Source organism: Streptomyces sp. NPDC090106 (genome assembly GCF_044747265.1).
Lineage (GTDB): Bacteria > Actinomycetota > Actinomycetes > Streptomycetales > Streptomycetaceae > Streptomyces.
Genome location: NZ_JBIVDS010000014.1, coordinates 297,178 through 309,161 on the forward strand (window position 1 = coordinate 297,178; position 11,984 = coordinate 309,161).

At 73.4% G+C, this 11,984-nt stretch carries 10 protein-coding genes; 7 read left to right on the plus strand and 3 right to left on the minus strand.

Annotation, left to right across the window (positions count from 1 at the left end):
• The first annotated feature begins 27 nt into the window (after positions 1-27).
• From ACIPSE_RS37470 to ACIPSE_RS37485, 4 genes are all read left to right on the plus strand, one after another.
• Positions 28-882: an endonuclease/exonuclease/phosphatase family protein gene (locus ACIPSE_RS37470; RefSeq protein ID WP_401671993.1), complete on the plus strand. Its 855-nt coding sequence runs from the start codon at positions 28-30 to the stop codon at positions 880-882.
• Between the two features lie 165 nt (positions 883-1,047).
• Positions 1,048-1,878 carry an LLM class F420-dependent oxidoreductase gene (locus tag ACIPSE_RS37475; protein WP_401671937.1) on the plus strand — a complete coding sequence of 277 codons (831 nt, stop codon included), beginning with the start codon at positions 1,048-1,050 and terminating at the stop codon, positions 1,876-1,878.
• Positions 1,879-1,947: 69 nt separating this feature from the next.
• Entirely contained in the window at positions 1,948-4,764 is a 2,817-nt protein-coding gene (locus tag ACIPSE_RS37480) for a bifunctional FO biosynthesis protein CofGH (protein ID WP_401671939.1), read from the plus strand.
• 61 nt (positions 4,765-4,825) lie between these two features.
• Positions 4,826-5,395, plus strand: a complete 570-nt coding sequence (locus tag ACIPSE_RS37485) for a hypothetical protein (protein WP_401671942.1) — start codon at positions 4,826-4,828, stop codon at positions 5,393-5,395.
• Positions 5,396-5,430: 35 nt separating this feature from the next.
• On the opposite strand, the gene ACIPSE_RS37490 is transcribed toward ACIPSE_RS37485, so the two are convergent.
• Positions 5,431-5,940 carry a DUF2165 domain-containing protein gene (locus ACIPSE_RS37490; RefSeq protein WP_401671944.1) on the minus strand — a complete coding sequence of 170 codons (510 nt, stop codon included), beginning with the start codon at positions 5,938-5,940 and terminating at the stop codon, positions 5,431-5,433.
• Between the two features lie 147 nt (positions 5,941-6,087).
• Between ACIPSE_RS37490 and ACIPSE_RS37495 the strand changes: the two genes are divergently transcribed.
• Complete coding sequence (locus ACIPSE_RS37495) at positions 6,088-9,087, plus strand: tetratricopeptide repeat protein (protein ID WP_401671947.1); 3,000 nt, start codon at positions 6,088-6,090, stop codon at positions 9,085-9,087.
• Here the strand turns inward: ACIPSE_RS37495 and ACIPSE_RS37500 are convergent.
• Both ACIPSE_RS37500 and ACIPSE_RS37505 read right to left on the minus strand, forming a co-directional pair.
• Positions 9,075-9,266: a DUF397 domain-containing protein gene (locus ACIPSE_RS37500; RefSeq protein ID WP_401671950.1), complete on the minus strand. Its 192-nt coding sequence runs from the start codon at positions 9,264-9,266 to the stop codon at positions 9,075-9,077. The two genes, ACIPSE_RS37495 and ACIPSE_RS37500, sit on opposite strands and share 13 nt — an antisense overlap.
• Complete coding sequence (locus ACIPSE_RS37505; protein WP_401671952.1) at positions 9,263-10,075, minus strand: helix-turn-helix domain-containing protein; 813 nt, start codon at positions 10,073-10,075, stop codon at positions 9,263-9,265. The genes ACIPSE_RS37500 and ACIPSE_RS37505 overlap by 4 nt, the downstream gene beginning before the upstream one ends.
• A 112-nt stretch (positions 10,076-10,187) precedes the next feature.
• Here ACIPSE_RS37505 and ACIPSE_RS37510 point away from each other — a divergent pair, with 112 nt between their 5' ends.
• Together ACIPSE_RS37510 and ACIPSE_RS37515 are read left to right on the plus strand one after the other, a co-directional pair.
• A complete protein-coding gene (locus ACIPSE_RS37510; RefSeq protein ID WP_401671955.1) occupies positions 10,188-10,631 on the plus strand; it encodes an ATP-binding protein in 444 nt (147 codons plus the stop codon).
• Positions 10,632-10,774: 143 nt separating this feature from the next.
• Positions 10,775-11,893: an ADP-ribosylglycohydrolase family protein gene (locus ACIPSE_RS37515; RefSeq protein ID WP_401671957.1), complete on the plus strand. Its 1,119-nt coding sequence runs from the start codon at positions 10,775-10,777 to the stop codon at positions 11,891-11,893.
• Positions 11,894-11,984 lie beyond the last annotated feature (91 nt).

Below are 11,984 nucleotides of genomic sequence, written 5' to 3' on the forward strand. Positions count from 1 at the left end.
TCTCCCGGAGGAGGGAGCGCGGTGGCCGTGCGGGTCGTGACGTGGAACCTGTGGTGGCGGTTCGGGCCGTGGGCGGAGCGGCAGAAGGCGATCCTCGCCGTGCTGCGCGAGCTGCGGCCCGATGTGGTGGGCCTCCAGGAGGTGTGGGCCGACCACCGCACCGGCGAGGACCTCGCGGGGTGGCTCGCCGCCGAACTGGGCCTGCACCGGGCCTTCGCCGCCTCGCCCGCCCCCGAGCGCTGGCAGCGGCGCCTGGGCGACCCGGGCGTCGGCATCGGCAACGCGGTGCTCAGCCGCTGGCCCGTCCTGGACCGCCGGGTCCTGCGCCTGCCCGCCCCGGCGGACCTGGACGACGGCCGGATCGCCCTGTACGCCCGCCTGGACGCCCCCGGCGCCCCGGTCCCCTTCTTCACGACCCATCTCAGCTCGCCCCTCGACGCCTCGGCGGTCCGCCGTGAACAGGTCACCGCCCTGGCCGGGTTCGTGGCCCGGCACCGCCACGGCACGCCGTTCCCGCCCGTCGTCACCGGCGACTTCAACGCCTGGCCCGACGCGGACGAGACACGCGCCTTCGCGGGGCTGCGGACCGCGCCCGCCGTCCCCGGCCAGGTCTTCTTCGACGCCTGGGACTACGCCGACGCCTCCGCCCCCGGCGCGACCTGGGACCCGGCCAATCCCTACGTCCACCCCGGCCTCGGCCCGCGCGCCCGGATCGACTACATCCACGTGGGCGCCCCGGCGGGACCCGACGGCGAGGGCACGGTCCTCGCCGTCCGGCGCGCCGGGGACGGTCCGGTGGACGGCGTGTGGCCCTCGGACCACGCGGCGGTCGTCGCCGACCTCCAGGACCGGCCGGCCTCCAGGACCGGCCCAGCGGTCTGACGGCCCGGGAACACCGGGTCGGTGACGGCCGCCAGGGCGACCGGGAGCACCGGGCCGGTGAACAGGACGCCTTGGCCGCCGTCGACGTGTCCCCGCCCATGTCCCTCCCGTTTCCCCGGCCCCTTCCTCTGCCCTTCTCGTGCTCCGCGCGGTATTCATGCGGCTATGCGCATCTCCGCCACGCTCTTCCTCACCGACGAGACGATCACCCCCGTCCGGCTCGCCCGCGAGCTGGAGCAGCGGGGGTTCACCGGCCTCTATCTGCCCGAGCACACCCACATCCCCGTCGAGCGGACCACCCCGTACCCGGCGGGCGGCGACCTCCCGCCCGAGTACGGCCGCACCCTCGACCCGTTCGTCGCGCTGGCCCAGGCGGCGGCCGTCACCGAGCGCCTCACGCTCGGCACCGCCGTCACGCTGGTCGCCCAGCACGACCCGATCGCCCTGGCCAAGCGGGTCGCCACCCTGGACCACCTCTCGCGGGGCCGGGTCACCCTCGGTGTCGGCTTCGGCTGGAACCGGGAGGAGGCCGCCGACCACGGCGTCGAGTGGCGCACCCGCCGGGACCTGGTGCGGGACCGCATGGCGGTGATGGACGCCCTGTGGGCGGCCGAACCCACGGCCCATGACGGCGAGTTCGCGTCGGTCCGGGCGAGCCGCGCGCACCCCAAGCCGGTCCGGGGACGCCCGCGGATCCTCGTCGGCGGGGCCGCCGGGCCGAAACTGTTCGCGCACATCTGCGCCTACGCCGACGGCTGGATGCCGATCGGCGGACGCGGCCTGGCCGAGAGCGTCCCGCTGCTGCGCGCCGCGTGGGCGGACGCGGGCCGCGACCCGGACACCCTCACGGTCGTGCCGTCGGCGGTGCAGCCCACGGCCGGGAAACTCGCGCACTACTCGGAGCTGGGTATCGAGGAGGTCGTGGTTCAACTTCCGCCCGCGGGCGAGGCGGACGTGCTGAAGACACTGGACGCCTACGCCGATTACACCGTGTAACGGCAGGGGGCCGGGGATGAACAGGACATCGCCTGCCGGGCCTGATCGGCTCGCTCGTATGCTCGAAGGATGACGACTTCCGCGACCCCCGGAACCGGCCCCACCGAGCCCGGCGGCGGCCCTGGTTCCACCGGACCGGGCAGCGGCACGGCCCCCTCCGACTCCAGCGGCGCCACGGGCCCCTCCGACTCCGGTGGCGCCACCGGCCCGTCCATGTCCGGTGGCGCCGCGGGCCGAACCGCGTCCGGTGGCGCCGCGGGCCGAACCACGTCCGGTGGCGGCACCACCGCGTCCACCGGGTCCACCGCGCCCGGCGGCACCGGTACCGGTCCGACCGCGAACTCCCTGCGTCGCGCCCTCAGACGCGCCCGGGACGGCGTCGCCCTCGACGTCTCCGAGGCGGCCGTGCTGCTCCAGGCGCGTGGCGCGGATCTGACCGACCTGGCCGCGTCGGCCGCGCGCGTGCGGGACGCCGGTCTCGCCGAGGCCGGCCGCCCCGGCGTCATCACCTACTCCAAGAGCGTCTTCGTCCCGCTCACCCGGCTGTGCCGGGACAAGTGCCACTACTGCACCTTCGTCACCGTCCCCGGGAAGCTGCGCCGGGCCGGGCACGGGATGTTCATGTCCCCCGACGAGGTCCTCGACGTCGCCCGCAAGGGCGCCGCGCTCGGCTGCAAGGAAGCCCTCATCACCCTCGGCGACAAGCCCGAGGACCGCTGGCCCGAGGCGCGCGAGTGGCTCGACGCGCACGGCTACGACGACACCATCGCCTACGTCCGCGCGATCTCCATCCGCATCCTGGAGGAGACGGGCCTGCTGCCCCACCTCAACCCCGGCGTGCTGACCTGGACGGACTTCCAGCGGCTGAAGCCGGTCGCCCCGTCCATGGGCATGATGCTGGAGACGACGGCCACCCGCCTGTGGTCGGAGCCCGGCGGCCCGCACCACGGCTCCCCGGACAAGGAACCCGCCGTCCGCCTGCGGGTCCTGGAGGACGCGGGCCGCTCCTCGGTCCCCTTCACCTCCGGCATCCTCATCGGCATCGGCGAGACGTACGAGGAGCGCGCGGAGTCCCTGTTCGCGCTGCGCCGGGTGAGCCGGTCGTACCACGGCGTCCAGGAGCTGATCATCCAGAACTTCCGCGCCAAGCCGGACACCGCGATGCGCGGCATGCCGGACGCGGAGCTGGACGAACTGGTCGCCGCGGTCGCCGTCGCCCGCCTGGTCATGGGCCCGGCGGGCAACATCCAGGCCCCGCCGAACCTCGTCGACAGCGAGTACGAGCGGCTGATCGCGGCCGGTGTCGACGACTGGGGCGGCGTCAGCCCCCTCACCATCGACCACGTCAACCCCGAGCGCCCCTGGCCGCAGATCGAGGAGCTGGCGGCGCGCTCCGCGGCGGCCGGGTTCGAGCTGCGGGAACGTCTCTGCGTCTACCCCGAGTTCGTGACCCGGGGCGAACCCTGGCTGGACCCGCGGCTGCTCCCGCACGTCCGCGCGCTCGCCGACCCGGAGACCGGGCTCGCGCTCCCGGACGCCGTGGTCGAGGGCCGCCCCTGGCAGGAGCCCGAGGAGGTGTTCGTCGCGTCGGGCCGCACCGATCTGCACACCACCATCGACACCACCGGACGCACGGCCGACCGCCGCGACGACTTCGACGAGGTCTACGGAGACTGGGGCGCCCTGCGCGAGGCGGCGGCCCCCGGCATGGTCCCCGAGCGCATCGACACCGACGTACGGGACGCGCTGCGGGTGGCCGCCGACGACCCCACGAAGCTCACCGACGCCGAGGCGCTCGCCCTGCTGCACGCGGACGGCCCCGCCCTGGACGCCCTGTGCGGCGTGGCCGACGACGTCCGTAAGTCCGCCGTCGGCGACGACGTCACCTACATCGTCACCCGCAACATCAACTTCACCAACGTCTGCTACACCGGCTGCCGATTCTGCGCGTTCGCCCAGCGCAGGACGGACGCGGACGCCTACACCCTCTCCCTGGACCAGGTCGCCGACCGCGCCCAGCAGGCGTGGGACCTCGGCGCGGTCGAGGTCTGCATGCAGGGCGGCATCCACCCGGACCTGCCCGGCACCGCCTACTTCGACATCGCGCGGGCGGTCAAGGAACGCGTCCCCGGGATGCACGTCCACGCCTTCTCCCCGATGGAGGTGGTCAACGGCGCGACCCGCACCGGCCTGTCGATCCGCGAGTGGCTGACGGCCGCCAAGGAGGCGGGCCTGGACTCCATCCCCGGCACCGCGGCGGAGATCCTCGACGACGAGGTCCGCTGGGTCCTCACCAAGGGCAAGCTGCCCACGGCCACCTGGATCGAGGTCGTCGAGACGGCCCACGAGGTCGGCCTGCGCTCCTCCTCCACGATGATGTACGGCCATGTCGACCAGCCCCGGCACTGGCTCGGCCACTTCCGCACCCTGTCCGGTATCCAGCAGCGCACCGGCGGCTTCACGGAGTTCGTGACGCTCCCCTTCATCCACACCAACGCCCCGGTCTACCTGGCGGGCATCTCCCGCCCCGGCCCCTCCATGCGGGACAACCGGGCGGTGACGGCGATGGCCCGGCTGCTGCTCCACCCGTACATCCCCAACATCCAGACGAGCTGGGTCAAGCTGGGCACCGAGGGGGCGGCGGAGATGCTGCGCTCCGGCGCGAACGACCTGGGCGGGACGCTGATGGAGGAGACCATCTCCCGCATGGCCGGTTCGTCGTACGGCTCGTACAAGTCGGTGCGGGACCTGATCGCGGTCGCGGAGGCGGCGGGCCGCCCGTCCCGTCCCCGTACGACCCTGTACGGGGAGGTCTCCGAGGAGCGCCAGAAGGCGGCACGGGCCTCCGACGGCCACCTGCCGGACCTGCTGCCGGTACTGGACTGAGCGGCCGGGGGCCCGGGGCGGGCGCAGTACGATGATCCGACGCTGTCGGTGAGCTGAGGAGATGCGTGCCGTGCCTGCCCCGAAGGTCTGGGTGACCGGTCTGACGGTGGGAGCGATAGCCGGGGTCGTCGCGCTCGCCGTCCAGGCGAACGGCGGCGAGAAACCCGTCGCCGCCCCCGCGACCGCCCGTCCTGGCGCGTCCTCGTCCGCCGCGCCGTCCGCCTCCCCGTCGAAGCCGACGACGGCCGCGGTGCCGGAGGGCTCCGGAGAGGGCCGCAGGATCGTCTACTCCCTCGGCGACAAGCGGGTCTGGCTGGTCGACGCGAGCGACGCGTCCCGCCGGACCTTCACGGTGTGGCCGGGGACGGTCTCCCCCGACCCGGGCGCCTACACCGTCGGCACCCGCTCCGGCGACCCGATCACCGGCTCCGACGGCGTCCGGATCGAGCACGTCGTCTACTTCGCCGCCAAGTCCGGCCTCAACATCGCCTTCTCCAACGCCGTCGACGGCTCCTCCCCGCCCCCGGCCGCCGCCGGCACACAGACCGGCGGCATCCGGATGAAGACGGCCGACGGATCGGCACTGTGGACGTTCGGGGAGTCCGGGACGAAGGTCGTCGTCGTCAAGTAGCCCGCGTGGGGCCTCAGTAGGGCCTCAGCGGGGCCTCAGACGGGGTTCCGCTCCGGCAGATGGACCACGATCAGCACGATCCCGCTGAGCAGGAACACCCGGAGCGCCGCGTCCAGGCCGTTCCAGTCCGAGGACTGCCACATCGAGAACCACTCGCCGCCGATCGCGATGAACCCGGCGCCGAACAGCAGCATCACCATCAGCAGCCCGTAGGTGGCGATCCGCCGGGCCGCCGCCCCGTCCCCGCCCTGCCGCCGCCGCGCGAGCAGCCAGGTGCCGTAGGCGAGGACGAGCGCGGCGGCCGTCTCCCAGACGATGATCGCCACGTACGCGGTGTTCTGGAGCCCCTTGCCGGTGATCGCCCGCCACATCAGGTCGTCGTCCTTGAACGTCGTGTCCATGGCGAGCACATGCTGGACGAACTGCTGGTTGGTCCCGAAGTCGGTGATGTTCCCGAAGGCGACCAGTGCCATGTAGAGGGCGACGGTCGCGGTGAGCAGGACGGAGGCGAGGTGCAGAGCACCGCGTGGGGGTGAGGTGGCCATGGCGGTCATTTAACCGCCGGGGGCCGGGGAGCGCCGTGGGCGAGTGGCCGGAAACGGCCCGGGCCTGGGGAAGTCGGCTCCGCTGGGCCACACTTCAGCCAGGACCGCGTGACGGGGGTGAGGCGGATGGTGGCGGGGCGACCGTCCATGCAGGAGCTGATCGGGCGCCGCAAGCGGGCGGGCTTCGTCGGCAGACGGGGCGAACTCGACCTGTTCCGGGGCAACTTCGACACCGCGCCGGAGGACGAACGCCACAGCTTCGTCTTCCACGTCCACGGCACCGCGGGCGTCGGCAAGTCCTCCCTGGTGCGCGAGCTGGAGGCGGTGGCCGCACAGCGCGGGGCGCTCACCGCGAGCATCGACGAGAGCGTGCGCAGCGTCCCGGAGGCGATGACCGCGATCAGCGCCCGGTTCGCCCGCGAAGGCGTGGAGTTGAAGGCCCTGGACCGCCTCCTCGCCACCTACCGGCAGCGCCGCCACGAGGCGGAGACGGCCTCGGCCGCACTGGACGCCGGAGCGGACCCGGGGCCGCCCCCACCTCCCTCGCCGGGCAGCACGGCCGCCTCCCGGGCCGGTCTCGTCGGGCTCGGCATGGTCCCCGTCGTCGGAGCCTTCGCCGGTGCCGTCGACCCGACCCAGGTCGCCCACGGTGCCGACCGGTTGAGGGCGGCTCTCAGCGCGCGCTTCCGCAACCACGACGACGTGCGCCTGGTCCTGGAGCCGCTGAAGGTCCTCACCCCCGTCTTCGTCGAGGAACTGGGCCGCGCCGCCGCCGACCGGCCGTGGATCGCCCTCTTCTTCGACACCTACGAGCGCACGTCCCCCTTCCTCGACCCCTGGCTCCTCGACCTGATCACGACGGACCGCTACGGCGCCCTGCCCGCCAACACCGTGATCACCCTGGCCGGCCAGCACGGCCCCGACCCCGCCCGCTGGGCCGACTACGCCGCGTTCGTCACCGAGTTCGCCCTGGAACCCTTCACCGAGTCCGAGGCGCGCCAACTCCTCGCCGCCAAGGGCCTGGTGGAGGAGAGCGTCGTCCGCGAGGTGCTGCGCCTGTCCGGCCGCCTCCCGGTGCTGGTGTCGACCCTCGCCGAGAACCCGGGCGCCGTCGACGACCCCACCGCCACCGCCGTGGAACGCTTCCTCAAATGGGAGCACGACCCCGCGAAACGGGACGTCGCCCTCCGCTGCGCCCTGCCCCGCACCCTGGACGAGGACGTCTTCCGGGCGGCCACGACCGGGACGGAGACGCCCCTGTACGCGTGGCTGCGCGGCCTGCCCTTCGTCAGCGAACGCGCCGGCCGCGTCCACTTCCACGACGTCGTGCGCGGCGCCATGCTGCGGCTCCAGCGGACGCGGTCGCCACGGCAGTGGACGGACCGGCACGCGCGGCTCGCGGAGCGGTTCCGTGTCTGGCGCACCGAGGCCGAGGAGGGCCTGGAGCAGGACGAGTCGTGGTCCGACGAGCCATGGCGCGAGCTGAGACTGGAGGAGCTCTACCACCTGCTGTGCTCCCGCCCCCAGACCGCGCTCGGCGACGTCCTCGGGGAGACGGTCCGCGCCTGCCGCGGGGGCGAGGCCGCGATCCGGGCCTGCGTGCAGGTGATCGCGGACGCGGGGGAGCACACGGACTCCGACGCGGTGCGCGGGTGGGGCCGTGACCTCCTCCGGACGCTCACGGACGGGCCGGAGGCGGTACTGGCCGTCCTGGGCCTGCTCCTGGACCGGGCGGGCCTGGACGCGGAGGGCCGCGCGGAGGCGCACTGTCTGCGGGGGCAGGAACTGGCGCGCCACCGGGAGTACGAGCGGGCGCTCGCGGAGTACGACCGGGCCGTCACCCTCGCCGCCTCGGCGGACGCGTACTACGGCCGCGCCCGCACCCGCGTCGGGTCCGGCGCCCACGAGGAGGCTCTCGCCGACTTCGAGCGCGCGGCCGGACTGCGCCCCGACAGCGCCGAGATCCTCTTCGAGTGGGGCGAGCGGCTGCGGGTGACCCGGCGCCCCGCCGAGGCCGCCACGATCCTCGACCGGGCGCTGGCGCTCGACCCCGCGTACGCGAGGGCCCTGGCGAGCCGGGCGAGCTGCGCGCACGACCTCGGCGACATCGACGGGGCGCTCACCGGCTTCGCCCGCGCCCTGGAGATCGACGCCGACTACCCGTGGGCGCTGATCCACCGGGCGAAGGTCCACCGAGACCTCGGGCGGCCCGACGACGCCTTCGCCGACCTCGACCGGGCGGTGGCGATCGACCCCGACAGCGCGTGGATCGCCTCGGAACGAGGGGACGCCTACCGCGTGGCCGGACGGTACGAGGAGGCCGCCGAGGAACTCGGACGGGCCTGCCGGATCGACCCCGAGTACGCGACCGCGCACGCGGGGCGGGGGTACGCCCTCGACCGTCTCGGACACACGGACGCGGCCCGCGCGGCGTACGACCGTGCCGTCGAGCTCGCCCCCGACTACCTGTGGGCGCTGGTGAACCGTGCCGACCTCCGCCGGCGCACCGGCGACGCGGACGGCGCGTTCGCGGACCTCGACCGGGCCGTCTCGGCGGGCGGGGCCCGGGTGTGGTGGCTCTTCGGCCTCGACCGCCACCTGGAGCAGGACCCCGACGACCGCGGGCTGCTGGGCCTGCGCGGCCGGGCCCATCTCGAACTGGGCCGACCGGAGGCGGCGTTGCGCGATCTGCGGCGGACGCCCTGCCGACTCGGCGTCGCCCGGCTCCTGCTGTGGCAGGGGCGGTACGACGAGGCCGGACAGCTCCTCGACGCCCTGAGCGAGGAGCCCGCTCAGGCGGACAGGACCGAGGTCAGGCTCGCGTGCTGGTTCGGGGACGTCATGAGGGAGCGGTGGGACCGTGTCCGGCAGAGCACCGAGCCCCTGTGGCGACGTCTCCTGGCCTCGGACGAGGTCACGGACGGCGACCGGATGCTGGTCGACTACGCGCGCGGCGACCACACCGCGGCCGACGCGCGGCTCTCCAGGGTGCTGGCCGCTCCGCGCGACTGGCGGAACCTGGCCGACGCGGCCCTGAGGCTCACCGCCCTGGCACACCGCCCCGACGCCGACCCGGAGTTCTACGGCCCACGCCTGTCCCGCGCGACCGCCGCCCGGGACGCCTTCGCGGCGCGTTACGCGGAGTAGGAACCGGAGTCGATGAAGGACGCCCAGGCGGAGCGGGGGAATGCGAGGCGGGCGCCGTCCCGGTCCTTGGAGTCACGGACGAGGACGATGGGGGCGGCGGGGGATATGGCGACCTCGACGCAGTCCCCGTCCTCGTTGCCGCTGTAGCTGCTCTTTATCCATTCCAGCGCGGGGGTCATGTCGCTTCTCCCATGACTTTCTCGATGAACGCCAGCGACTCCCTGGGCGAGAGCGCCTGCGCCCGGATCATGCCATAGCGCATCTCCAGGATCTCGACCTCCCGCGGATCACTGATCACGCGACTGGAGAGCTGGTCCTCCAAGTACCCAAGTGGCTTGCCGTTCCCGAGTTTCAGCACCCTGAACGAGCCCATGACCCCGGAGTGGTCCTCGCAGCCCGTCGGCATCACCTGGATCTCGACGTGCGGCAACCTGCCCATCTCCAGCAGGTGTTGGAGCTGGTTCTGCAGGACCAGTCTGCCTCCGAAAGGCCGCCGAAGCGTCGACTCCTCCTGGACAAAGGTCACCAGCGGCCGAGGTACTCGCTCGAAGACGGACTTTCGAGCCATGCGTCCAGCCACATGGGTCTCGATCTCCTCCTCGGTGTAGGAGGGTTGCCGCATGAGGAACAGCGCCCGCGCGTAGTCCGCCGTCTGCAACAGTCCGTGGATGTGGAGGGCCGCGAAGGCCCCCATCTCGTGAGCCTGATCCTCCAGCTTCTTCAGACTCCGCCCTTCCTTCGGATACCGGGTGCTCTCCACGTCCTCTTTCATCGCGGAGACCTTCCCGCCCGCGCCGACCGCTTGATCCGTCTTGTCGAGGAAGTCGGCTTTCGGAATGCGCCGTCCCCGCTCCACCGACGAGACCATCTCCCCGCCGTACCCGATCGCCTCGCCCAGCTCCGGCTGGGTCAGCCCGGCGGCTTCCCGCCACATCTTGATCTGCCGTCCGACCGTCCTGAGTACGGCCGTGGCCTCCTCGTCCTCCATGTCGCCCCTCCACGCGTACGAGCCGTACGGCAACACCGCGTACCCGGACAGTCTCGCTCCGTACCGGAGTCACGCCTGTTCAGAGTAGGTACGCCCGACCACTCTGGGTGACGTGAATCAGAAATCCGCCCCCCAAGTGGTCACTCCCACCCACTACTTCACGGTCCTCCTCTCGGCCGACCGCAGCGGAGCGCACCGCGCACGCGAGCACGTGAGGCGTCAGCTCCTGGACTGGGGCGCGCCCTGCGACCACGACGCCGTCGCGCACGTCGTCGCGGAGCTGGCCGCCAACGCCGTCCTGCACGGGCGGGTCCCGGGACGGGACTTCCGGCTGAGACTGAAGCTGTACGGCGACGGCGGCCCCCTGCGCGTCGAGGTGACCGACGCGCGGGGCGACCGGCTCCCGCGGGCCGGTGACGGGGCGGCGGGCGACGCGGAGTCGGGGCGCGGTCTGCTGATCGTCGAGGCGTACGCGGAACGCTGGGGAGTGGAGGAGGCGCCGGCGGGCGGCAAGACGGTGTGGGCCGAGGTGGCGACGGATCGTGAGGAGCTGTGAAGGTTGCGTGAGGCCGGCGGGCCGGGACCGGTTCCGATCGCTTCCGTTGCGCCGCATATACCGATCTGCCCCCTGAACTGACTGTTCCCGGTCGATTACAGTGCTGGACGTCGTACGTGCGGACGGTCGCCTGGGAGGTCTTGGTGGGTGCGACAGCCGGGGCCGTCTGGGGGCGGGCCGAGCAGCAGGACTTTCGGAGCAGGGTGCGGGGCACACTGCTCGGCGCTGCCGTCGGCGACGCGCTCGGGGCGCCGGTGGACGGGCTCGGCGTGGACGGCATCCGGGAGGCGTACGGCGCCGAGGGCATCGTCGATCTCGGGTTCGCGTACGGGCGCCGGGGTGCCGTCGGGCATCTCACACAGCTCACGCTGTTCACCGTCGACGGGCTGATCCGGGCGCAGGTGCGGCGGGACACCGGTGCCTGGCATCCGCCGACCGATCTGCACCGCGCGTATCTGCGCTGGGCGGCCACCCAGCGGGACTGGGGGCCGGACGAGCGGCGCAAGGACGACGGCTGGCTGGCCCGCGAGGAGTGGCTGTACGCCCGCCGGGACCCCGCGCGCTCGCTGCTCCTCGGGTTCGGGGACGACGTCATGGGCACGCTGGACTCGCCCAAGGGCAAGCGGGAGGCCGGGGCGGAGGCCGCCGGGCGGTCCGCGCCGTTCGGGCTGCTCGTGGGGTGGGAGCCGCAGCTCGTCGCGCAGCTCGCCGTGGAGTGCGCGGCGCAGACCCACGGGCACTCCACCGGATACCTCGCGGCGGGGGCGTACGCCGTGATCGTGCACGCGCTGGCCCGGGGCGAGCACCTGGACTCGGCCGTGCAGCAGACGCTCGCGCTCATCGGCGCCCGGCCGGGGCACCAGCCCATCTCGGAGGCGCTCCAGCGCGCGCTGGGGGCCGTACGGCAGGGGATGCCCACCTCGGCGCGGGTCGACGAGCTGGTGGGGGAGGGCGGTACGGCGGACGGGGTGCTGGCCGCCGCCGTGTACTGCGCGCTGGTGAGCGAGGACGTGCGGCACGGGCTGTGCCTCGCCGTGAACCAGGAGGGGCCCTCCGCGGCGACCGGCGCCCTCACCGGCGGTCTGCTCGGTGCCCTGCACGGCGAGACGGCCCTCCCGCCGGCCTGGCTGGCCGAGCTGGAGGGCCGTCCCACCCTGCTGGAACTCGCCGACGACTTCGCCATGGAGATGACCCAGGGGCCCGCGTTGCACGGCCCGGCGGGTTCGTCCCCGGGCTGGCTGGCCCGGTACCCGCGCGGCTAAAGGGTGTTGCACAAGGCCGTGTTCGGGCAGGTCAGGGCCTGTGATCGCGGTCTTGTGGTCATGATGCGAGGGCGAGGTTGTGCATGTGCGC